We start from the raw sequence: 22367 nt of genomic DNA on the forward strand, positions 1-22367 counted from the left end.
TGATCGCCGTTTTGCGATAAATTTTATCAAATTTGAATATTTTGCTGGTAAATTTTCTTATTTTTTATAATTAATCTTTAAATTAAAGCTTAGTATAATAACACATTTTAAATTTTTTTAAGCGAAAGGGAAATAATGTATTCAAACGTATCGCGTAGATTCGTAAATTTACGCAGCAGCGAGGGCTCAAATTTGCCTCTTTCAGCGCTTACCTGTTTGCTATTAGCCGCAAGCGGAGCTTATGCTTACACCGAGGCCGGCGTTTCCGGAAACACTTCTAGCTGGGAGAGCGCGGAGTATAAAAAAGACTGGGGACTAGTCTCTATGAACGCCTCCACGGCTTACGCGCTAGGCTTTAACGGTAGCGGAACAAAGATCGGCGCCATGGACTCTGGCGTACTTTTGAGCCACCCAGAGTTTCAAGACGGTAGGATTCATACAGTAAAAACGATCGGTAACTATGGCAAAAACGGCATGAGATATCCTGATGCCGCGCTAGGAAACGGCCCGATAGATAAAAATCAGCCAGTAAAAGACGGCAAGCGAAATTTTAATAAAAACGACAACGGCGTGTTTAAAAAAGGCGAAGTTTTTAACGACGACGGTAGTTGGGTAAGGGGCGTAAATGACGCTCACGGCACCCACGTGGGCGGTACGATGGCGGCTAGTAGAGACGGTAGCGGCATGCACGGCGTTGCGTTTGGCGCGCAGCTATACTCCGCAAATACCGGCGGCAACGATAATATGACTTACGGGCCAAATCAAGACTACAACTATTTCTTAAAAGGCTACACCGCCTTGGCCGACGCGGGCGCGAAAGTGATAAACAACAGCTGGGGTTCTAATAGGCGCGTAAATTCGTCTTTTGCGGGCGCGCTGGGATATAAGCCTACTTATGACTGGCGAGCCGTGCCTGAATACGATGTGGAGTTTTACGACGTAACGGTGGCCAATCAAACTACCGCAGCAAAAGACCATATAAATTTAAAAGATATAAACGAGGCGAAAAAGGCTTATTATCAGTTCGTAACTAGCGGCGAAAAAAGCTTTTTGGATGCAGCCTACGAAGTAGCGGTAAAAAGAGGGGTTATCCAGGTATTTACGGCTGGAAATAGGAGCCTAATGGCCGAATCTTTCACTCGCGCGGCATTGCCTTATTTTAGACCGGATGCCGAGGACTACTGGATCAACGTCACAGGCCAAACCGGCGCGGATGGCTATCCTAATGATTCTAGCGAATACATAAGAGGACATAAGGCATCCTCGGATATTCAGGAATTTAACCTTGCCGGACACTCGAAGTGGTGGACGATCGCAGCTCCGGCCGAAGAGATTTATTCCGCGTACGTCGAGCTTACCGACAATGCAACATACGGCAAAGCTATATATAAATCATCGGGCGGTACTTCTATGGCCGCTCCTCACGTTAGCGGAGCCTTGGGCGTCATAATGCAGCGCTATCCGTATATGAGCATGCCTCAGATTAGAGAAACTATGCTAACTACGGCTAGACAAAGGACGCTAAGAGCCGGTCACGGTGCAGGCGGCATGCTAGAGCGTTGGGGTAGCGACGGCGAGGGCGTACCTAGCAACGTCTGGGGCTGGGGCATACTCGATCTTGGCAAGGCGATGTTCGGTCCCGGACAGTTTTTAGGAAACTTCGACGTCGCGATGGATCAAGACGATATCTGGACAAATAACATTTCAGACGTCGCCATCAAATTTAGAAAAACCGAGGACGATAGCGACGCTGCGGCTTGGGCGGCTAGAAAAGCGACTCTTAACGCTAAGCCGAATTTGAGCGCGGAAGAAAAAGCCGAGATGACCTTTGAAACCGCAAGAGAGCAGGCTAGGGTCGCAAGGGTGGCCGAGGGCTATGAAGGCTCGCTAACTAAAAGAGGAGACGGCGCTTTGACTCTTGCCGGAGATAATAGCTTTACCGGAGCGGTCGATATATACGGCGGTAAAGTCTCGGCTCTAAATCAATCAATCTCGTCTTCAAGAAGCGTAAACGTCCATAGGGGCGGCGAATTTGAGGTTTTAAACGCTATTGCTTACAAAACGCCAAGTGCTAGCGGTTTCGTGAGCACGACCAAGGCAAGCGACGCTACGCAAGTTAATGCTGTTATAAACGCAGGCGGCGCATTCGTAGTTAACGACGGCGCACATAACCTAAATTTAACCTTTAAAGAGGGCTCTTTATTGAAAGCGGCTATGTTATCAAACGCCGAGCTTGCAAATTTGGCGGCAAATCCTACTCTAAAGAAAACCCTAAGTGCGAGCGGAAACTTTGCGGGAGTAAATTTGGCTAGCGTCGAGGATAGCTATGCATTCTTTAAAACCGCTAAAGAAGTTGCTACCGGCTCAAATTTAGCTCTTTCCTTGCAAAAAGGCAAAAGCATGGAGGAGGTAGCCTCTACTAGCGCCGAGAAGTCGTTTGCAAGATTAGTCGAGGCAAATCCGGGCAGCGCTATTTATTCGTCTATGCTCGGAGCCACTCATAACGTAGCGGCGGCATACTTTGGCGCTTTTTCAAATGATTTAGACTTTAAAGCGCAAAATAACTCCGCTATAGACTCGTTTGTGCTCGCAAATTCGGTTAAAAACAAAAACGGAGCTAAAAGAGCCGATATCGACACGGGAGTCGAGCTTTGGCTACTTAGTAGCGCAAGCAGAGTAACCTCTGACAATAACGCCGGCGGCAGACTAGGCACGAATGCATTTACGAATCTAGTAGGCGTCGATTTTCTAGTAGGCGATAGCTCGAAAGCTGGCGTATTCGTAGGGCTTGGCAAAACAAATCACAAACTAGGCGATAGCAAGGCGGTCAAAAGCAAAGACGCGCATGCGGGTATCTACGGCGATATAGGACTTGATCCTATCAAAATCAGCCTAGGCGCTATCTACTCGAAATTTGATCAAGAAAAAAGAGTCGTTAGCTCATACGCTCCTTTGGCTTACGAGTATAAAGACGCCGACGCATCAGCGATTAGCGCATTTGCTCAGATCGCCTATACCGGACTAAGCTATGAAAACGGCTTTAGCCTAGAGCCTTATGCAGGACTAACCTATATCCGCTTTAAAAACGACGATGTAGCAAATTCTTTAGTGCAGGTTAAAAACGAGGATAGAGACTTGCAAGTAGCAAGCGTAGGCGTAAAACCTAGCATAGCATTTACCATGGACGGCGTAGGCTTAATCGCAAAAGCCGATATAGCATACAACCGCTTCTTCGGCGACAAAACTCCGAGCGCTCATATGAACGTAACCGGCCTTGGCGCAACTAAACTAGAGGGCGAAAAGCTAAAAGATGTAGCCACTACCGAGCTTGGTATAGAGGTTGCATTTACTAGGAATTTTAGAGTCGGCCTTAGCTACGTAGGAGCATACGGCAGTAACGTAAAATCAAACGGCGTAAATGCTAAGTTTAGTTGGGCGTTTTAGCGGCGTAAATTTAATCAAAAGCGAGCTAAATTTACTTAGCTTGCGACGGGTTCAAATTTGACTTTTTGTAAATTTTCCGCATTTTGGAGACGGAGTGGTTTATCCCCAAAATGCGGCTTTTTATACACCCCTAAGTTTTTGCGGTCGGAGGCTATCTTCTGCGGCGAAAAATTACCCGTAAATACAAGCTATGTAAACTGAATTGTAGCGGTAGCTTGACGCTCTTTTTTAAATTTACCTAAAATTTGTGTGCCTATTTTACTACTTCTTAAGCCGCGTTTTGTTATCAGTTTTATTATTTTATGCAGATGTAAATAATACTAAAATATTTTTCTTATACTTTAAATATGATTTATCTCAAAAATTTAATAAATAATAAGCTTTGCAGGGGTACAATTTCATTTACCAAATACCTTCAAAAGGAGCAAAAATGAAAATCAAGTCTTTGGCGCTTATGCTTTTAGGCGTTAGCGCTTATGCGCATTTTGGTATGGTCGTACCGTCAAATTCGACCGTAGACGACGAGAAAGAGGCGAATTTGCAGATTACTTACAAATTTAGCCATCCTTTTGAGGGCGATATGATGAACCTGACCCTTCCAAACGAGGCGGGCGTTTTTATAAACGGTAAAAAAGAGGCTATAAAAGACCTAAAAGAGCTTAAAGAGGATAAATTTAGCTACTTTACGACTAAATACGACGTAAAGGAGCCGGGCGTCTATCAGTTTTATATGGATCCAAAGCCCTATTTCGAGCCTGCGGAGGATAAATTTATAAGGCATATAACAAAAACCGTCGTCGATGCCTACGGCTACGGCGATGGCTGGGATAAACCGACCGGGCTAAAAGCCGAGATAGTGCCGCTAACGCGTCCATACGGACTTTATAAGGGAAATTTATTTTCAGGCGTGGTTTACTATAAAGGAAAGCGCGCTAAAAACGTAACCGTCGAGGTGGAGTACTATAATACCAAGGGGCTAAAAGCTCCGTCCGATGCGCATGTGACGCAGGTCGTAAACACTAACGAGCAGGGCGAATTTAGTTTTGCGATGCCGCTTGAGGGTTGGTGGGGATTTGCCGCGCTGATAGACGACGACCAAAAGATAAAACACGAGGGCAAAGAGTACCCCGTGGAGCTTGGAGCCGTCATCTGGGTGCAAACTAAAGAGTATAAATAAATGCACATTAGCGAAGGTGTTTTAAAACCCGAGATCATCGTGCCTTGCTCGGCCGTTTGCGTAGTTTGGGTGTCTGGCTTGCTTTACAAGCTAAAAACCGGCGAGATACCCAAAGTAGCGGCCGTCAGCGCGATGTTTTTTACTGCGTCTTTTATCCATATGCCTATCGGCGTTACGTCTATACATCTCGTGCTAAGCGGCCTTGCGGGAGCGTTTTTGGGCGCAAATGCGGTTTTGGCTATTTTCATCGCGCTGTTTTTTCAGGCCTTGCTTTTCGGTTACGGCGGCCTGAGCGCCCTTGGCGTAAATTTACTGATCATCGCCTCTCCCGCGCTTCTTAGCCCATATCTTTTAAAGCTGTCTTTCAAGCGATACAGGTCGTTTTTCTGGTTTTTGATAGGGTTTTTGCCTATACTTTGTTCCTCGGTTTTGTTATCCTTGACGCTCGTTTTAAACGGTAAAGAATTCGCCCCCGTAGCCGCGCTCGTTTTTACTTCAAATTTAGCCCTTATGGCGCTTGAGGGGATCATCTCGCTTTTTTCGCTTTCTTTTATTTATAGGGTTAAAAAGGATCTTTTGATTTGCTAAAAATACTTTTGATCATGCTTTTTGCAGGCATCCTAAATGCGCACTCGCTAAAAGGCTTTACAAAGCAAGAGGGCGAATTCGTCGAGATAAAGAGCTATTTTTACGGTAATTCCCCTTGTAAAAATTGCCCCGTATCTTTCATAAAAGACGGCGCCCGGATCGCAAGCGCACAAACCGACGAAAAGGGCTTTGCTAGGGTTAAAATCCCCGCTGACGAATTTGAAATCGTAATCGACGGCGGACTGGCGCATGAAAAAAGGATAAAATTTACTGCGCATAAAGAAGAACCAAAAAGCGCCGAAAGTAACGCGTCAAGCGACGTCTCAAGCGTCAAATTTGACGAGAGCGAAGAGGATTTTAAGGCTTATGCGCTTAAATTTATCCTTGCGTTTTCCGGGATCGGGCTGTTTTTCGGCGGAATTTATCTAGTAAAAAGAGGCAAATGAACCTATCCGTTTTGCTGGTTTGCTTTACTTTTTTTAGCTTCAAAGTCTCGCTTTCAAGCGCTACGGACGCCGTTTTCATTGTGCCCGTGCTTTTTTTAGCGATTTTAAATTTTAAAAATCTTTTTGAAGTTTTAAAATCCGTTTTAAAACTAAATATTTTTATAATCTTAGTCGTCTTAAGCCTCGTTCTTTACGAAGAATACGCGCTTGCAAAGCTGATATTTATAAGGTCGAATTTGATCATACTTTTTGGGCGGCTGGCCTTTTATAGGAGCGATTATTTCAGTATCGCGCTTGCCGTTTCGTCGCTAAATTTAGGCGATAAACTAACGGCGATTTTTTATTTTAGCGCTAAATTTACGGCCGATCTTAAAACGATATTTGCAAGGCTAAAAAAGACTCTAAAAGTTCGCGGATTTGAGCCTAAAACCTCGCTTTTTACCTATAAAATTTACGCAAATTTAGTCGCTATGCTTTTTTTGGAAGCGTTTTATAAGGCTAGCGTTCTTGAAAAAACCTTTGTTTGCAGGGGATTTGAGGGCAAACTTTACGGAGCTAAAGGCCTCAAAATAGGCGCGAAAGACGCCGCTATAATCGCTTTAACGGCGTGTTGTTATATTTTTAGTTTAGGAGTCCTGATATGAGCTGCACGATAAGCCTAAAAAACGTCTGCGCCAAAATAGGCGAAAGAACGCTTTTTGAAAATCTAAATTTAAACGCGACGCACAAGGATAAAATCGCTCTCATAGGCCCAAACGGCTGCGGTAAAAGTACCTTGCTCGAGATAATGGCCGGGCTTAAAGCGCCCTCTTTGGGCTATATAGAGCTTTTTCATCATAAAATTTCAAATCTAGAGGAGTATAAGCCGTTTCGCCGCGACGTGGGCTATCTTTTTCAAGAAAGCAACGATTGTTTCATCTGCCCTAGCGTACTTGATGACGTGATGTTTTCGCTACTTAGCCGCGGCGAGGACAAAGAGCCAGCTAGGACAAAAGCCGAGAAAATTTTACGCGAGCTTGAAATTTGGCATCTAAAAGACGAGATAGTGTTTAATCTCTCAGGAGGCGAGAAAAAGCTCGTCGCGCTAGCTGGGATACTGGTAGCCGAGCCTAAAATTTTACTACTTGACGAGCCTACGACCGCGCTTGATGCGGATATGCAAGCAAGGATAGCCGCTATCTTAAAATCCCTCGACGTCACGCAGATAATCGTCTCTCACGACAAGGAATTTATAAGCGACGTAGCAAGCGCGATGTACCGTCTAACTAAAAACGGACTAGAGTCGATATAAAATATTTTTATTTATACTTCTTTAAAAAAGCTCCGAAAATAGTAAAATTTATCAATGTATAATGATATATTTCATAAAATTACTAAATTTTATTACAAAGGAGAATTTTATGAAAAAATTACTACTTATTTCTATCGCGGCCGCGGTTGCCTTTGGCGGCGAAAATTTGCTCGTGGGAGCTGGCGGCGGGTACAAAAAACCGGTCACTGAAGTGATAGAAAATCTCAAAAAAGACGGCGTGCAGATCGAGGGCGCATTTGCAAATTTGGGCCAGATAACTATCCAGGCAAAAGAGGGCAAGATGGCTGCGATCGTGGGCGACGAGGCGTTTTTAAAGAAAACCGATCTGGATATAAAAGGCTATGAGCGCATCGGCAAGGGCGCTTTGGTGCTAGTCACGCCAAAAGGCAAGCAGATAAAAGACGTATCTGAGCTAAAAAATCTAGCTAAAATCGCGATGCCGGACGCCAAAAAAGCGATCTACGGCGTGAGGACTACCGAGTTTTTGAAAAACTCGGGACTAGAGGCCGATCTAGCGCCTAAGATGCTACCCGTTGCGGGCGTACCGCAAGTAGTCGCCTACGTCACGAACGGCGAAGTGGACGCTGGCTTTATCAACTCGACCGAAGCCGTGGCTAGAGAGGGTGAGTTTGGCAGCGTGATTTACATCGACGAGGCGCTTTATAGCCCTGTTTTCATCTCGGCGGCAAAGCTTCCGGCGTGCGAGGGTAGCGAGGCGTGCGCTAAATTTATAGACGAGATAAAAACTCCTCGCTCGAAGGAAATTTTCGCTAAATTTGGACTAAAATAGTTTAAATCGCCGGCTTTTGGCTCGGTTAAATTTACCGTCAAATTTTGCTTCACGGGAGCGAAATTTGACGATTTTTACCGCTCAAATTTGACGTCAAATTTAATAAAAACGCTAAAATTTACTCGCTAAATTTTAACTCAAACGAAAAGCGAAATTTAACGAAAAAAGGAAAAAATTTGCAGGAACTCGCCTGGCTTATTCACCCGCTGCTTTTAAGCGCCAAAACGCTTGCCGTTACTTTTGTACTGCTCCTGTTTTTGGGGCTTGGCGCAGCTTATTTTTTGGCGTTTTACCGCGGCAGATTTAAGGCTGTCTTAGAAGCGGCCGTGATGTTTCCACTCATTTTTCCGCCGATTGCTACGGGATTTTTGCTGCTTTATATCTTGGGGCGAAACGGCGTGATCGGCAAGGCGTTAAATTTACAGATCGTTTTTAGCTTTTCAGCCCTCGTTATCGCTTCGTTTTTGGCTGGCTTGCCACTTTTTGTAAAACCCGTTCAAAGCGCGCTTGAAAGCCTGCCTAAAAGCTTAATCGAAGCGGGTCAAAGCCTAGGCAAAAATCGCTTTGAGATCGCCGTTTTTATCCTTATTCCAAACGTATTTAAAAGCGTCGTTTCGGCGCTCGTTTTAGCCCTGGCTCGCGGTCTTGGCGAGGTTGGCATCACGCTGATGCTAGGCGGCAATATCGTAGGCAAAACCGACACCGTTTCGCTAGCTATCTATAATGCGGTTTACGACGGCGAAAACGGCCGCGCGCTCATTTTGAGCGTGATTTTGGTCGTGCTTAGCTTGGTGCTTTTTGGATTTATAAATTTTCTCGAGCGAACTAAAAAGAACGGCTGAAGCTATAAAATTAAGACAAAAAGCTAGGTTTTGTGCAGACTGCTTTAAATTTGCGCCGTATGTATTTTGCGGCCGGATTTAAAACCTGCAAATTTACGTAAATTTCACGCCTACACGAAAGCAGGCTAATTCAAACAAATAAACGCAAATTTGAGCGCGCTAAATTTAGCCTTTATATCCGCATAAACGTTAAAAGCTCGTGCGGCTAAGTCGTAGCTAAATTTGGATAAATAAAGGATTAAATTTAACGCGAGCACCTCCAAGCCGAATTTAGCTAAGCCAAGGCGCTCGGTTCTTGCGCCTGCAGGGTAAATTTAAGCAAGCCGCGGCAATTCGTTTGCGGGTTTACAGGCAAGCCGCGCTGCTTCGTTTAAAACCGATCATGCCGCAAACGCGAATTTAGTCGTCAAACTCCTGCGAGATAACGGGCGAGAACTCCTCCCAGCGGAGTTTAGTTTTGGCCGTAGGCATCTTGCTTTGAAACGGTTCTTTTTTCATCGAGGCTACCGCCGCGCTATCTCCGATCGGCGCAGGAGGAGCCTCCACGCCTAGCACCGCGCGCTCAAGCTCGATAAAATCGCGCAAGATAGTCGCGTAAGAGGCGAAAAAGTCGGCGTTTTTGTGAGCGGATAAAAATTTGATAAATTCATCTATAAATTTATTCGTAACGTCCGTAAATAGCTTGCTACTGATATCTGCCGCGCCGGCTGCTTCATCGCGCAAAAAAGTCGCCGTGGCTAAAAATATAAATCCGACGTAGTCCTCGCTGTCTTTGCAGACGTTCGCGTCTCTGCGGTACGGACTTAGCTTCAGGCACTCGATAACGCGCAGTCTAGCCGCGCCGTCGTCGCGTCCGTCCTCGTAAAATGAGGCGTTTAGCGGGATGTTGGAGTAAGAAAAGTCAAAAAGCACGTCGTTTTGCTCTCTAGCGAATTTCTCAAAGTCGAATTTTGCCAAATTTGCAAACGCGGCCTCGCTTTGGGGCGTAACCGGACTAGTCGCTATGTAGGCTAGCTGCTCGCGCCAGCGGTTAAATTTGGTATCTTGCATGTGAAAAAATAGCGGATAGGCAAGAAACTCGTAAAAATACGCGCGCGCTTTAGTTAAGTTATTATCCATTTAAAACCTCTTCTCTCATTTGATCCATTTGCGCTTTTATCATCACTTTGGCTTTACAGTCCGAGCAGCAGTACAGCGCTTTTATCTTGGCTTTATCGCCGTTAAATCTAGGCTCCATGATCGAGGCGATCTTCTCGACGGCCTTTTTGGTCGCAAACTCCTTGCCGCACTCGATACAGGCAAAAAGCTCGTCTCTAGCTAGCTCGCTAAAGGTAAAGAAACTAGGCTCCAGATCGATCTTGCCCGGGCGTAAAAATATCGTGTCTTTTTCCGCGCAGCTAAGCTCGCAGTATCCGCACGCGGTGCAGACGCTCGGGTTAAAGACTATGGAGTTTGTTTTCTTGTCCGCGACTAGGGCAGCGACGTTGCAGGCTCCCACGCAGCTTAGGCACAGCGTGCAGGTGTCACGGTTTATCTCGACGCGGCCGTATCTGATGAGCTCGGTGGTGCTAACGGAGCCTAAATTTTGCCCGTCCACAAGCCACTCTAGGCGTCTGGCGAAAATTTCGCGTTTAGGCAGCGCGTACTCTGACATGGAGTGCTGCGAGCCTTCGATAAATTTAGCCTGAGATAGGGCGCTTTTTAGCTTGTCTTCGTTTTGCGCGACGAGGACGGCTTTTTCGTTAAATTTAAGCTCGTAAATTTGATTTAAAATATCCACCGCGTCTTTGGTGCCTTTGCCGATATTTTGCTCGTATATGACGACCTGCGCGCCGCTTTCTTGAAGTAATGTAAGCAGATGCGTCTCGCTCAAAAATCTCTCGCCGCTCACGGCAAAAGGCAGCACGTTTGCGGGTAAATTTAGGCTTAAGTTTTCTAAATTCGCCTTTGCAGGCACGACTAGAGCGATCTTATCTCGGTAGAGCTTGGCTATCTGGGCAAACGAGTTTCTCGGCATATCGGAGTAGTCAAGCGCGCCGCTAGGGCAGACGCTAACGCAGCCGCCGCAGTTTACGCAGTCGACGTGAGAGAAAACTAAGTGCTTGGTCTCGTCCTCTTTTAGGATCGCTACCGTAGGGCAGGCCTCGACGCATCTGCCGCATATCTCGTGTCTGCGCTCGTGATACTGACAGATCGTGGAGTCGTAGTGGACGTGGCTTTTAAACTTAAATTTCGGGCTTTGCGCGTCTAGCTGCGCGGCGATTTCCTCGTCGCTTTTACCCGCGATCTCGTAGCAGCCGCTTTGCTTTAGCATGTATTCGCGCGCGTTTTCGACGAGGAAAAAGTCGCAATCCACCTCAAACTCGCCGTCGGGGCGCAGTACTAGCACGCTTAGCTCGCCTGCGGCGCCGTAGACGAATTTGATCTCAAAATGCGTTAGCTCGATGGTTTTAAAGCCTTTTTCCTTTAGCAAATTCGCCAAATTTTCGCGTCCGCCGTTGCTAACGATCACAACGTTTTTGCCGACTTGCTTTTCGTAGTCGATGTCGCGCGCTAGGTCAAAGGCGCTAGCTCTAGCCTCATAAAGCAAAAGCGTATTTTTAGCTTTATCTAGCACCGAGTCGGCGGTATTTTTTAGATAAAAATTTATCTCAGGCGCTACGACGCTTGATTTTAGTTTGGGCGAATTTGAGACTAGATACTCGCCTTCGCCGTTTACTTCGATCTGCTCGTTTAGCATCAAATTCTCGTCAAAATCGTTGTAAAAACCGAATTCTTTCATGATTTTCTCCCCGCGCTACGTGTTATCAAAATTGAGCGCATTTTAATACTAAAGCCATTAATAGGCTCTGAATTTTTACATTTATTTTTTTTAATAAGATTAGATTTATCCAATTTTATGCTAAAATCGCGCTCGGTAACACAAATTTACTAGGAGCTAATTTGAACGAACTACGAAAACTTCCGCAGATAGATAAATTTATAAAAAACGAGCGTTTCTCGGGGCTTGATGTTAGCTTGCTAACCAAAGTCGCTAGGTGCGAGCTAGAGAGCCTTCGTGCTCAAATTTTAGGCGGGCAAAAATGCCCGGGGCTTGACGACATCGTCCAAAACACGCTTGCAAGATACGAAAAGGCGTCAAATTTGAGCCTGCGCAGCCTGATAAACGCAACCGGCGTCATCATCCACACCAACCTCGGCCGCAGCGCGATCGATCCCGAAATTTTACGCCGAGCCCAGCCCGTGATTATGGGGTATTCAAATTTAGAATACAGCGTCGAAAAGGGCGGTCGCTCAAACCGCTACGATTACGTAGGCGGGCTGCTGGCGGAGCTTTTTGGTTTTGAGGACGCCGTCATAGTAAACAACAACGCAAGTGCGGTATTTTTAGTGCTAAATACCTTCTCAAAAGGCGGCGAGGCTATCATCAGCAGAGGCGAGCTAGTCGAGATCGGCGGGAGTTTTCGCGTGCCCGAAGTCATGGCAAACTCGGGCGCGATCCTGCGCGAAGTGGGTACGACGAATAAAACCAATCTGCGCGACTACGAGGAGGCGATAAACGAAAACTCGAAGCTAATTTTAAAGGTGCATAGATCAAATTTCGACATCGTGGGCTTTAGCGAGGAAGTAGCGATGCCGGATCTTGGCGCGCTGGCAAGAGAGCGGAATCTCATTGATTATTTCGATCTTGGCGGCGGATTTTACGGCGAGCTGCCATACGGTCTGGGGCGCAACGAGCCGAATCTAAAAAATCTAAAAGACGCCTCGCTCATTAGCTTTAGCGGCGATAAGCTCTTTGGCTCCGTGCAGTGCGGCATAATCCTAGGCAAACGAGAACTAATAGCAAAACTAAAGAAAAATCAGCTTTTAAGAATGCTGCGCGTGGATAAGGTGATCATCTCGCTACTGGCTGAAAGCGCGAAAGCCTACGCAAACCGCGAATTTGAGCTTATAACGACGATAAAGCAGCTATATAAAAGCGTAGAGGAGCTGGAAAACACGGCAAATTTCATAAACTCGCAACTAAAAAATCCGCTTGAAGTCGTGCGCACTACGACCTATGTGGGCGGCGGCACGATGCCCAACAAACGCATACCTAGCATCGCTCTAGCCGTCAAAGGAAACGCGAACGAAAACGAGGCTAAATTTAGGAAAAATCTCGTGATCGGGCGTATAGAGGAGGGTAAGTTTTTGCTCGATCTTCGCAGCGTGCTGGACGCGGACGTACAAAATTTGATAGAAAAAATCAACGAAACGGATGAAAAATGAGCTTAATAATAGGAACGGCCGGGCACATCGACCACGGCAAAACGGCGCTGATAAAGGAACTAAACGGCTTTGAGGGCGACAGGCTAGAGGAGGAGCAAAAGCGCGGGATCACGATCGATCTTAGCTTTTCAAATTTGAGCAAAAACGGCGAAAATATCGCATTTATCGACGTGCCGGGGCATGAAAATTTGATCAAAACTATGATCAGCGGCGCGTACGGATTTGACGCGTGCCTCTTCGTCGTGGCGGCAAACGACGGGCTAATGCCGCAGTCTTTGGAGCATTTGGAGGTTTTAAATATCCTTGGCGTTCGTTCGCTCGTCGTAGCTCTTACCAAGTGCGACTTGGCTACTCCCGAGCTGATCGAACAACGAAAAGGCGAAATTTACGCCGCCGCGCAAAACTACAAAAATCTGCAAATTTTGGAGATTTTCCCGGTTAGTATCAAGGATAGCGCGAGCATCGACGAACTGCGAAATTATCTTTTCACGCTAAAGGCGGCTAACCGCGAGCAAGAGGGCGTTTTTAGATACTACATCGACCGCGTTTTTAGCCTAAAAGGTATCGGAAACGTAGTCACGGGCACCGTGATAGAGGGCAGCGTGAGCAAAAACGAGAAGCTGTTTAACTATGACGCCGGCAAAGAAGCGCAGGTGCGAAGCGTGCAGAGCCACGATAAATTCGTAGACCGCGTGGGAGTTAGCAGCCGCGTGGCGCTAAATTTGACGGGTATCGAGCTAAATGATCTAAAAAAAGGCCAATTGCTTAGTAAAAAGGGCTTTTTTAGGGGATTTCGCGAGATAGACGCGATCGTTTTCGCGCGCGAGCTAACGCACGGGCAGAATGTGACGTTTTGCGTCGGCGCAAAGGCCGCGGCTGCAAAAGCGCTGATTTTAAGCCAAAAAGACGGCGGGATATTTGCGACGTTTAAATTTGAGCGGGATATGTTTTTGAAATTTGACGAATCCTTCGTGCTCATCGCAAACGGTCGCGTCATAGGCGGCGGCAGGGTGCTAAACGCCGTGAGCGAACCGATGAAAAAATCAAGCAAAATTTCGTTTTTAAACTCGCTGCTTAAAAAGGATTTCGTAAGCGCCTTTGCGATGCTAAAAGATACGCATAAAAACGGCTTTGGCATCATCTCGGCCTATCAGCGCTTCGGGCTAAATCACGAGGAGGCCGTAGCTATAGCAAAACAAACGCCAAACGTATTCGTCGATGAAAAAGCGCTAAACATCTACGATCTAAGCGCAGTCGATCGGATAAAAAGCGCGGTCAAATTTATGATAGAAAAGAACGAATTTGCTGTATTTTCGGCTACTAGCATCAGCCTAAAGCTCTCATGGGCTAGCGAAAACATCGCCCAAAAGGCGCTTGACGAGCTAGAAAGCGCGGGCGCGATAACCAAAAACGACGGCGTCTATACCAAAACGGGCGTCGATATGAGCAAGCTAAAAATCAGGCTCGAAGAGAAAATTTACGAGATCTTGCAAAGCGGAAATTTAGCTCCCCTAGCGCCCTATAACATCTACGACGAGCTTGAGATAGACCGAGTTAGCGGCGATAACGCGCTAAAAAAGCTAACGGGCATCGGACGCGTGGTGAGGCTCGCGCATAATCTTTTCGTAACGTCAAAAGCCCTAAACGAGGCGCTTGCCAAGCTAAAAGCCGTCATCGCCGCGCAAGGATTCGTAAACGTAACGAACGCGAAAGAGGCGTTAAATTTGAGCAGAAAATACATAATCGCCTACCTCGAGCAGCTCGATCTAGATCCAAATATCGTTAAAAACGGCACCGACCGAGTTTTAAAAGCGTGATTTTTTATCTATTTAAAAAAAGCAAATATAATCCGCGCAAATTTTTAAAAAAGGAATGAAATGAAAAAAGTAGTATTATCGCTGACGGCGGCCTGCGCGGTGTTTGCCGCTACCGACGCGCAAGTGGTCGATTTTTACTCTCAGATGCTCGGCGAAGGCGTAAAGGTGTCCGTAACCGGTCGCAAACCCGCAGCCGGCGGTATAGAAGCGATCACGGTAAATTTAAGCAACGGCCAAGTCAGCCAAGACGAGGTTATCTTTGCTAAAGACGACTTGCTTTTTCCGGACATTATAGATTTAAAAGAGCATAAATCGTATCTGCAAGATATGAAAAATGAAATAGCGACGAAAAATATCTCAAAAGCCTATAAGAACGAGAAAAAAGAAAATATCATCACGCTGGGAAGCGACAAAAATAAACCTACTATCGTGATGTTTTCAGATCCTGAATGCCCGTACTGCCGAGCCGAGCTAGATAGAATAGAAGCAACGCTAAAAGAAAGTAACGTAAACGTGATTTTAACTCCGGTGCACGACGTTTCGTCTTTGCAAAAGAGCTTTTTGATATATAAAGATGTTGCAAGCGCAAAAACCGATAGCGACAAAATCCAAATTTTACGAAAGTATTATGCAAGCGATTATACCGTAGCAGACGGAGCCGTTAGCGAAGAAAACGTAAAAACTATGGATGAGCTACGTAAAAAATATGCTGCCGCAGGTGTTCGCTCCGTGCCTTATATAGTAAATTTAAGCGATTTACAAAAATAATCTTTAATAAAAATTTGAGCTAAATTTGATAAATTTGGCTCAAAACCTCTGGAAATTGATAAAATATACGTTTATAACTTGATACGTAGTATCGAAGTTTAAGCTAAATTTTAGGTTTTCTTAATTATTTATTAAGCTTCTTAATTAATCTAATATTTTTACTTCGTTTATTCTCAAAATATGCTAAATTTGCACAGTGATATTTTAAAATATGCAAGTATCCTAAAATATGCGTCTGTAAGGCGCATTACGCTCAGGAAATATGCAAAATTTGAACAATATCTTTCTAAAAACGTCTCAAAAATTTCAAATTTGGGATAAAAAGGAGAAAACATGCAAGGATCAAGACGAGATTTCCTCAAAAAATCTCTGAAGGTCGGCGCGGTAGGCGGAACTATGTTAGCCGCCGCAGCTATCGCAAAGCCGACTAGCGACGAGCTTGCTCCCGACGACAACGGCGTAGTCGTGGGTAAGTCGAACAAAAAAGAGGTGCTTTACAGAAAAAGCAAAGAGTGGGAATACTACTATAAGATCGCTTACTAAGGGAGAAAACCATGAGTGATTCACGTATAGGAAGACGCTCGTTTTTAAAGCTTGCCGCTCTTGGTGCCGGTAGCACGATGGCATTTGGTGAAAACGAGACGTTTAGAAAAGCAACTAACGAGGAGATAAAAAATCCTTTTGAAGGCTCAAAAAAAGTTAGAACTATTTGTTCTATTTGTTCTGCAGGCTGCGGCATCGAAGCCGAGGTAAAAGACGGCGTATGGGTTCGCCAAGATATGGCGATGTTTCACCCGATCTCTCAAGGCAGCCACTGCTCAAAAGGTATCGATCAAATCGACTTAACCAAGAGCAAACAGCGCATAAAATACCCGATGAAAAAAGTAAACGGTAAATGGGAGAGAATAAGCTGGGAGCAAGCCGTAAACGAGATCGGCGATAAAATGCTACAAATCCGCAAAGAAGACGGTCCTGATAGCGTGGTTTTTCTAGGCTCAGCCAAATTTAACAACGAGCAGAGTTATTATTTCCGTAAATTTGCGGCATTTTGGGGTACAAACAGCAACGATCACGTAGCACGCATTTGACATAGCGCAACAGTCGCCGGTGTGGCGAATACTTGGGGTTACGGCGCTATGACGAATCACTTCGGAGATATGGCTGCAAACTCAAAAGCCATCTTTATGATAGGCGCAAATTCGGCCGTCGCAAATCCGGTCGGCGGTATGAAGCACAGCTTGCAGGCCAAAGACAGGAACAACGCGATACTTATCGTAGCCGATCCGAATTTTACGAAATCTGCGGCAAAAGCGGATCTTTATCTAAGACAGCGTTCGGGAACGGACGTAGCGTTAATCTACGGATTAATTCATATTATCCTTAAAAACGGCTGGGAAGATAAGGAATTTTTAGAAAATAGAACTTACGGTATCGAGGAAATTAGAAAAGAGGCCGAGCACTGGACGCCTGAGGTAACTTCGGACGTTACCGGAGTACCGGTAGATAAGCTAATGCAAGCCGCGCGCATAATGGCTCACAATAAACCGGGAACGGTTATCTGGGCGCTAGGTATCACTCAGCACTCCGTAGGTACGTCAAATACGAGAATTTTACCTATCATGCAGCTAATTTTAGGCAACATGGGTAAACCGGGCGGCGGCTGTAATATTATTCGCGGTCACGATAACGTCCAAGGCTCTACCGATATGTGTAATCTTTCAGATAGCTTGCCGATGTATTACGGGCTAGCCGACGCGGCATGGAAATACTACTGTAAGGGCTGGGGCGTTGATTACGACGAATTTATTAAACGCTTCGCGGTATCTACGAAAGAACCTAAACAAGGCGGCGCTCCGGTAAAAAATACCGTATTTGAAGAGTATTTTTATCACGATCCGCAAAATCCTGAGGATAGAAACTGGAGAAACGAAAAGGGTTGGTCGCTATCAAAATGGTGGCAAGGCGTCTTAAAAGAAGAAAAAACATATACTAGCGGTAAGCTTCGCGTTCTTTGGGTGCAAGGAACGGGTCTAACTTCTATGGCGCACTTAACTAAAATTCAACAAGCCGTAGATAAGCTTGACTTGCTAGTCGTAGCTGAGCCTTTCGTAAACGAAGTTGCAATTCTAAGCGATAGAAAAGACGGAATTTATATCTTGCCGGTTGCTACCGCGTTTGAAAACGAGGGACACCTAAACTCTACGAATCGCTCCGGACAATGGAGAACTAAGGTGGTAGATCCGCTTTACGAGAGTAAGCCCGATCAAGAGGTTATGTTTGCATTCGCTAAAAAATTCGGCTTTTACGACGAATACGTCCGCGGCATGAAGATGGGCATCGTGGACCGCGAGATAAAGCAGGTAAAAGACGACTTCGTATGGCCTGACGATGCGACAAACGAAATCGCTCGCATAGGAAGCTCTATCGGATACGGCGGTAGAACGGCGGAGATGTTTAGAAGGCATCAGGCTAACTGGCAAAATTTCGATCCCGATACGTTAATGGGTATCGGCGGAGAAGTAAAAGGCGAGTACTACGGTAAACCTTGGCCTGCATGGGATACTAAACACCCTGGTACGCCGATACTTTACGATATGAGTAAGCCTTATGCCGAAGGCGGCAGCGGATTTAGAAATCGCTTCGGCTTAGAGCATAACGGCGTTAGCCAACTAGCTAGCGAGGATGCAACCTTAGTCGGCTCGCAGGTAAAAGGCGGCTATCCGCAAATAACCAAAGAAAATATCGAAAAAGTACTAGGCATAACTCTAACCGAAGAGGAAAAAGCAAAGATGGGCGCTAGCTGGAGTATGGACTATAGCGGACTTATACTAGAAAAATGCCGCGAAAAAGGCGTAGTGCCTTACGGTAACGCAAGAGCTAGAATGATCGTTTGGGAATTCCTAGATCCGATCCCTAAACACCGCGAGCCTATCCACTCTCCGCGCTGGGATCTCGTTCAAAAGTATCCGACATTCGACGATCAGGCTAGAAATTTCCGCGTAGAGACTAAATTTAAAACCGAGCAGCAGGCAAAAGACTGGAGCAAGGAATTCCCTATCGTGTTTAGTACGCAGCGCGTAGTAAATTTAAGCGGCGCCGGAATGATAGAGCGAACCAGTAAATATCTAGCGGCGATAACGCCTGAGATGTTTGCTAACGTTCACCCTGAGCTTGCCTTAAAATACGGTATCCAAGATCGCGACATGATGTGGATACACTCTCCGCAAGGCACTAAGATCAAAGTCCGCTGTTACCACAGCTACATGGTAACTCCGGATAGAATTTGTATGCCGTATAACTTCGCCGGAGTTATGCAAGGCGTTAGCCTAGAAGACCGCTATCCAGAGGGCACCAAGCCTTATACTATAGGCGAAAGCTTTAACACCGTAACCAACTACGGCTTTGACCCGGTAACTCAAATTTCAGAGTTTAACGCCGGTCTATGTAGGATAGAAAAAGCAGACGGAGAGGGCTTTAAGACCTTCTTCCACGAATACGGCGAAAACAATGCGCAAGGTAAAGAGGGAGCATAAAGATGGCAAGAATGAAATTTTTCGTAGATACGAACAGATGTATCAGCTGCTTTGGGTGTCAGGTCGCTTGTTCCTCTGCGCATGAGCTACCTGTGGGACTATATCGCCGCAAGGTTATCACGCTTTTTGACGGCATAGAGGGCAAAGAGCTATCTACTACGATAGCTTGCCAGCACTGCACCGACGCTCCTTGTGAACAGGTTTGTCCGGTGGATTGTTTTTACATCAGAGCCGACGGTATCGTGCTTCACGATAAAAACAAATGCATAGGCTGCGGATACTGCCTCTATGCGTGTCCGTTTGGCGCGCCGCAGTTTCCTAGAGACGGGGCGTTTGGCGTCAAGGGTTCTATGGATAAATGCACTATGTGCGCCGGAGGACCGGAGGAGACGAACTCTCACGAGGAGCGAGAGCTATACGGACAAAATAGGATGTCTGAGGGCAAAGTGCCGATGTGCGCCGCCGTTTGCGCTACGAACGCTCTACTTGTGGGCGACGCGGCCGAGGTTTCAAACGTATTTCGCAAGCGCGTTATGCTAAGACAAGCCGTCGCGATGTCGTAATAAATTTAGGAGCGATCTCGCTCCTAAATTTCTTTTCTATAATTATCCCAAATTTTTAAAATTTAGTTACTTTTCTACTCGCTAAAATCAAAATTTAAAGAGACTTGATAATCAAAAAAACAGCTTGTTGATACTATAGGTACTTGATAGCCGTTTTTATTTTCGCTAAAGTTTTTTAATGATAGAATACGCACACAAAACATATTTTTTTGGAGTTTTTATGACTAAAATTTTGAGATTTATATTCGCTTTGTTTATCCCGTTTGCGCTAAATGCAGCGGATACGGACTACACGCCTGAGATACAGAGTATAAAAGATTCATTCGTAAGTATCATGCAGCAGTATAAAGAGGGCAAGATCGACGAAGCCAAAACCGCTACGCAAAATGCTTATTTTGGGCATTTTGAAAATATCGAAGCAGCAATCAGGGTAAATTTTTCGAGAGAAAAAGCCTACTCGATGGAGTCTAAATTCGGCAAGATCCGCAAGGCAATCATCGCCAAAAAATCGGTAGAAGAGATACAAGCCATAATGGACGATCTAAATAAAGAAATGGATGAGGTTTTGCCGGTTATAAACACCGGACATAAGCTAGTCGGCGAGTACTCAGATCCTAAAAACGCAGACGCCGCGCAGACAGCTAAAGCACCCGAAGCTAGCCAAGCTACGGCTCAGCCTGCAAGTATCGCCGCTATAGAGCCGCACTGGCAAGTGGTTTATAACGACATAAAAACAGCCCTTAGCGCTGCGGGCGCGGCTTACGAAAAGGGCGATAAAGACGCAGCAAAACAGCAGATAAACAACAAAGCCAAATTTGAGCTATATCGCAACACGAAGTTAGAAGAGGCTATCCGTAGATTTATAGACGGCGGTCAGGGTATCGACGGCGACATCCAAAAACGCATGGGTTCGGCGATAATAGCGATAAACAACGATGTAGCCGCCGACGTACTAAAGTCAAATTTGGAAGAGCTTGATGCGCTGATATACGAAAACGTCGCCAAGCTACCTATGGACTCGGGCTCGCTAGCTACCAACGTAGTTTTGCCTGATAGCGCCGAGGATGACGCGGCTACTGATTTTGCGCCCGTCGTTGCAAACATAAAGGCAAAAATTGCCGATGCGATCAAACTTTACGCCGCAAAAGACGTAGATAAAGCTATGAGCGATGCGCAGGATATTTACTTCGACGAGTTCGAAGGTAGCGGCATGGAAAACAAAGTAGGCGCGATAGACGTAGGCCTAAAAACTAAGATAGAAGGAAATTTCGGCGAAGTAGTCGCGCTGATGAAAGCGGGCGTGAGCGTCGAGAGACTCCAGCAAGCAGCCGATAACCTAGGCGCAAATTTAGACGCCGCGTTAGAAAAAACAAGCGGCAGTAGCTCGCCTTGGGCGCTATTTGTTTACGCGCTTACGGTCATACTTCGCGAGGGATTTGAGGCGCTTATCATCGTGGCGGCAGTCGTGGCGTATCTGCTAAAAACCGGCAACGAAAAGCGCATGAGTATCGTTTATAGCTCGCTTGGCGTAGCGGTCGTGCTAAGCTTTGTTATGGCGTGGATTATGAATTTGATATTTGCCGGCGCTGCAGGTCAAAAAAGAGAGGTGATGGAGGGCGCGGTAATGCTTATCGCCGTGGGACTGCTCTTTTACGTAGGTTTTTGGCTGCTTTCAAACGCAGGCGCGAAAAAATGGAGCAAATATATCCAAAGTCACGTCAGCGAGTCGATATCGGCTGGTTCTGCTAAGGCGCTTTGGTGGACGGTATTTTTAGCCGTATTTAGAGAGGGCGCGGAGACCGTGCTTTTCTATCAGGCGCTGATTTTCGACGCTAAAGATAGCGCGGGCTACTCGATGATAGCGCTGGGATTTGTAGTGGGGCTAGCCGTCTTGCTTGTTACTTACTACGTATTTAAAATTTTTGCTATCAAAATCCCGATCAAACCGTTTTTCTTGGTCACTTCGACGATCATCTTTTATATGTCGATCGTGTTTGTGGGCAAGGGACTTATGGAGTTCGTCGAGGGTAAAATTTTCGTTCCGACTAAGATCGAAGGCTTCCCTACTATCGAGTGGCTGGGCATTTATCCGTATTACGAGAGCTTGGTACCGCAGGCTATCATGATATCGGCGCTAATCATTGGCGTGATCATAATGAAAAAAAAGCAAGCCAAAGAGGCTTAAATTTGACGTTTCTAGCTTTCACGGGTTGCCGCGAAGCATAAAAGTAAATTTACAAACCAATTTAAAGGAGAGAACATGAATAAATTTGTTAAAACAGCTTTGGCGTTTAGCCTTGCTGCTTCAGTTGCCCTAGCAGGTGAGTTTCCTATCGGCGATCCGGTAGAGATCAACGGTATGGAGATAGCCGCTGTTTATCTAGAGCCTATAGATATGGAGCCAAAAGGCATCGACCTAGCTCCTAGCAAAGCCGACATCCACCTAGAGGCCGACATACACGCTATCGAGGGAAACAAAAACGGTTTTGCGGCCGGCGAGTGGATTCCTTATCTAAAAGTTAATTACGAGCTAAAAAACCTAGATAACGGTAAAGTTAAAAAAGGGACGTTTATGCCTATGGTCGCTCAAGACGGCCCTCACTACGGAGCCAACCTAAAAATGGATACGGGCGTGGGCAACTACGAGCTAAAATTTCATATAGAAAATCCTGAAAAACAAGGCTTCGGTCGCCATGCGGATAAAGAAACAGGCGTAGGTAAATGGTTTGAGCCTTTCACTACGACTTATAAATTCCAATACACTGGAGCGCCTGCTAAATAATTCAGGCTTAGAGCGGCTAAGCCCGCTCTAAATTTT

Annotated in this window: 18 protein-coding genes and 1 pseudogene; 17 read left to right on the top strand and 2 right to left on the bottom strand. The window is 45.8% G+C overall.

Features of this window, described 5'->3' with window-relative positions:
- Window positions 1–135: 135 nt before the first annotated feature.
- The 8 genes from Q0218_RS11110 to Q0218_RS11145 all read left to right on the top strand — a co-directional run bounded on the left by Q0218_RS11110 (window position 136) and on the right by Q0218_RS11145 (window position 8599).
- Window positions 136–3444 carry a S8 family serine peptidase gene (locus Q0218_RS11110; RefSeq protein WP_297969598.1) on the top strand — a complete coding sequence of 1103 codons (3309 nt, stop codon included), beginning with the start codon at window positions 136–138 and terminating at the stop codon, window positions 3442–3444.
- 430 nt (window positions 3445–3874) lie between these two features.
- Window positions 3875–4621, top strand: coding sequence for a DUF4198 domain-containing protein (locus Q0218_RS11115; RefSeq protein ID WP_297969599.1), 747 nt, complete (start codon window positions 3875–3877; stop codon window positions 4619–4621).
- Window positions 4622–5209, top strand: coding sequence for a cobalt transporter CbiM (cbiM, locus tag Q0218_RS11120; protein WP_297969600.1), 588 nt, complete (start codon window positions 4622–4624; stop codon window positions 5207–5209). It begins immediately after the preceding gene.
- On the top strand, window positions 5203–5655 hold the full coding sequence (locus Q0218_RS11125) for a hypothetical protein (RefSeq protein ID WP_297969602.1): 453 nt from the start codon (window positions 5203–5205) through the stop codon (window positions 5653–5655). The genes cbiM and Q0218_RS11125 overlap by 7 nt, the downstream gene beginning before the upstream one ends.
- Window positions 5652–6299, top strand: a complete 648-nt coding sequence (locus Q0218_RS11130) for a cobalt ABC transporter permease (RefSeq protein WP_297969604.1) — start codon at window positions 5652–5654, stop codon at window positions 6297–6299. Before Q0218_RS11125 ends, Q0218_RS11130 begins: the two co-directional genes overlap by 4 nt.
- Window positions 6296–6946: an ABC transporter ATP-binding protein gene (locus Q0218_RS11135; protein WP_297969606.1), complete on the top strand. Its 651-nt coding sequence runs from the start codon at window positions 6296–6298 to the stop codon at window positions 6944–6946. The genes Q0218_RS11130 and Q0218_RS11135 overlap by 4 nt, the downstream gene beginning before the upstream one ends.
- Before the next feature lie 109 nt (window positions 6947–7055).
- Window positions 7056–7757: a molybdate ABC transporter substrate-binding protein gene (gene modA, locus Q0218_RS11140; RefSeq protein WP_297969608.1), complete on the top strand. Its 702-nt coding sequence runs from the start codon at window positions 7056–7058 to the stop codon at window positions 7755–7757.
- A 176-nt stretch (window positions 7758–7933) separates the two neighbouring features.
- Window positions 7934–8599, top strand: coding sequence for an ABC transporter permease subunit (locus Q0218_RS11145; RefSeq protein WP_297969610.1), 666 nt, complete (start codon window positions 7934–7936; stop codon window positions 8597–8599).
- Between the two features lie 399 nt (window positions 8600–8998).
- Here the strand turns inward: Q0218_RS11145 and Q0218_RS11150 are convergent, their stop codons facing one another.
- Together Q0218_RS11150 and Q0218_RS11155 are read right to left on the bottom strand one after the other, a co-directional pair.
- Window positions 8999–9718 carry a formate dehydrogenase-specific chaperone gene (locus Q0218_RS11150; protein WP_297969612.1) on the bottom strand — a complete coding sequence of 240 codons (720 nt, stop codon included), beginning with the start codon at window positions 9716–9718 and terminating at the stop codon, window positions 8999–9001.
- Window positions 9711–11381 (bottom strand): 4Fe-4S binding protein, encoded by a 1671-nt coding sequence (locus Q0218_RS11155; protein ID WP_297969613.1) that lies wholly within the window; start codon window positions 11379–11381, stop codon window positions 9711–9713. Before Q0218_RS11155 ends, Q0218_RS11150 begins: the two co-directional genes overlap by 8 nt.
- Window positions 11382–11542: 161 nt before the next feature.
- Between Q0218_RS11155 and selA the strand changes: the two genes are divergently transcribed.
- The 9 genes and pseudogenes from selA to Q0218_RS11200 all read left to right on the top strand — a co-directional run bounded on the left by selA (window position 11543) and on the right by Q0218_RS11200 (window position 22331).
- Window positions 11543–12868, top strand: coding sequence for an L-seryl-tRNA(Sec) selenium transferase (gene selA, locus Q0218_RS11160; protein ID WP_297969615.1), 1326 nt, complete (start codon window positions 11543–11545; stop codon window positions 12866–12868).
- A complete protein-coding gene (selB, locus tag Q0218_RS11165) occupies window positions 12865–14685 on the top strand; it encodes a selenocysteine-specific translation elongation factor (protein WP_297969617.1) in 1821 nt (606 codons plus the stop codon). Before selA ends, selB begins: the two co-directional genes overlap by 4 nt.
- Before the next feature lie 60 nt (window positions 14686–14745).
- Entirely contained in the window at window positions 14746–15453 is a 708-nt protein-coding gene (locus Q0218_RS11170) for a thioredoxin fold domain-containing protein (protein ID WP_297969619.1), read from the top strand.
- A gap of 333 nt (window positions 15454–15786) precedes the next feature.
- Window positions 15787–15996, top strand: a complete 210-nt coding sequence (locus Q0218_RS11175) for a twin-arginine translocation signal domain-containing protein (protein WP_297969621.1) — start codon at window positions 15787–15789, stop codon at window positions 15994–15996.
- Between the two features lie 77 nt (window positions 15997–16073).
- Window positions 16074–16268 (top strand): annotated as a pseudogene (locus Q0218_RS11180) (hypothetical protein); the annotation flags it as partial.
- 48 nt (window positions 16269–16316) lie between these two features.
- Window positions 16317–18986, top strand: a complete 2670-nt coding sequence (locus Q0218_RS11185; protein ID WP_297969641.1) for a formate dehydrogenase subunit alpha — start codon at window positions 16317–16319, stop codon at window positions 18984–18986.
- A gap of 2 nt (window positions 18987–18988) precedes the next feature.
- Window positions 18989–19549 (top strand): formate dehydrogenase FDH3 subunit beta, encoded by a 561-nt coding sequence (gene fdh3B / locus Q0218_RS11190; RefSeq protein ID WP_297969623.1) that lies wholly within the window; start codon window positions 18989–18991, stop codon window positions 19547–19549.
- 220 nt (window positions 19550–19769) lie between these two features.
- The gene (locus tag Q0218_RS11195) at window positions 19770–21734 is read left to right on the top strand and encodes an FTR1 family protein (protein WP_297969643.1); all 1965 of its coding nucleotides are present in this window, start codon (window positions 19770–19772) and stop codon (window positions 21732–21734) included.
- Between the two features lie 75 nt (window positions 21735–21809).
- On the top strand, window positions 21810–22331 hold the full coding sequence (locus Q0218_RS11200) for an iron transporter (RefSeq protein ID WP_122873224.1): 522 nt from the start codon (window positions 21810–21812) through the stop codon (window positions 22329–22331).
- Window positions 22332–22367: the final 36 nt, after the last annotated feature.

It is taken from the genome of uncultured Campylobacter sp. (genome assembly GCF_938039245.1).
Classification (GTDB): Bacteria; Campylobacterota; Campylobacteria; order Campylobacterales; family Campylobacteraceae; genus Campylobacter_A.

What these genes read in the sequence shown, in the direction of transcription:
- Q0218_RS11130 (WP_297969604.1), top strand. Translation starts at nt 5,652, where the DNA reads ATGAACCTATCCGTTTTGCTGGTTTGCTTTACTTTTTTTAGCTTCAAA.
- Q0218_RS11175 (WP_297969621.1), top strand. Translation starts at nt 15,787, where the DNA reads ATGCAAGGATCAAGACGAGATTTCCTCAAAAAATCTCTGAAGGTCGGC.
- Q0218_RS11115 (WP_297969599.1), top strand. Translation starts at nt 3,875, where the DNA reads ATGAAAATCAAGTCTTTGGCGCTTATGCTTTTAGGCGTTAGCGCTTAT.
- selB (WP_297969617.1), top strand. Translation starts at nt 12,865, where the DNA reads ATGAGCTTAATAATAGGAACGGCCGGGCACATCGACCACGGCAAAACG.
- Q0218_RS11135 (WP_297969606.1), top strand. Translation starts at nt 6,296, where the DNA reads ATGAGCTGCACGATAAGCCTAAAAAACGTCTGCGCCAAAATAGGCGAA.
- Q0218_RS11170 (WP_297969619.1), top strand. Translation starts at nt 14,746, where the DNA reads ATGAAAAAAGTAGTATTATCGCTGACGGCGGCCTGCGCGGTGTTTGCC.
- Q0218_RS11195 (WP_297969643.1), top strand. Translation starts at nt 19,770, where the DNA reads ATGACTAAAATTTTGAGATTTATATTCGCTTTGTTTATCCCGTTTGCG.
- cbiM (WP_297969600.1), top strand. Translation starts at nt 4,622, where the DNA reads ATGCACATTAGCGAAGGTGTTTTAAAACCCGAGATCATCGTGCCTTGC.
- Q0218_RS11150 (WP_297969612.1), bottom strand. Translation starts at nt 9,718, where the DNA reads ATGGATAATAACTTAACTAAAGCGCGCGCGTATTTTTACGAGTTTCTT.
- fdh3B (WP_297969623.1), top strand. Translation starts at nt 18,989, where the DNA reads ATGGCAAGAATGAAATTTTTCGTAGATACGAACAGATGTATCAGCTGC.
- Q0218_RS11155 (WP_297969613.1), bottom strand. Translation starts at nt 11,381, where the DNA reads ATGAAAGAATTCGGTTTTTACAACGATTTTGACGAGAATTTGATGCTA.
- modA (WP_297969608.1), top strand. Translation starts at nt 7,056, where the DNA reads ATGAAAAAATTACTACTTATTTCTATCGCGGCCGCGGTTGCCTTTGGC.
- Q0218_RS11200 (WP_122873224.1), top strand. Translation starts at nt 21,810, where the DNA reads ATGAATAAATTTGTTAAAACAGCTTTGGCGTTTAGCCTTGCTGCTTCA.
- Q0218_RS11110 (WP_297969598.1), top strand. Translation starts at nt 136, where the DNA reads ATGTATTCAAACGTATCGCGTAGATTCGTAAATTTACGCAGCAGCGAG.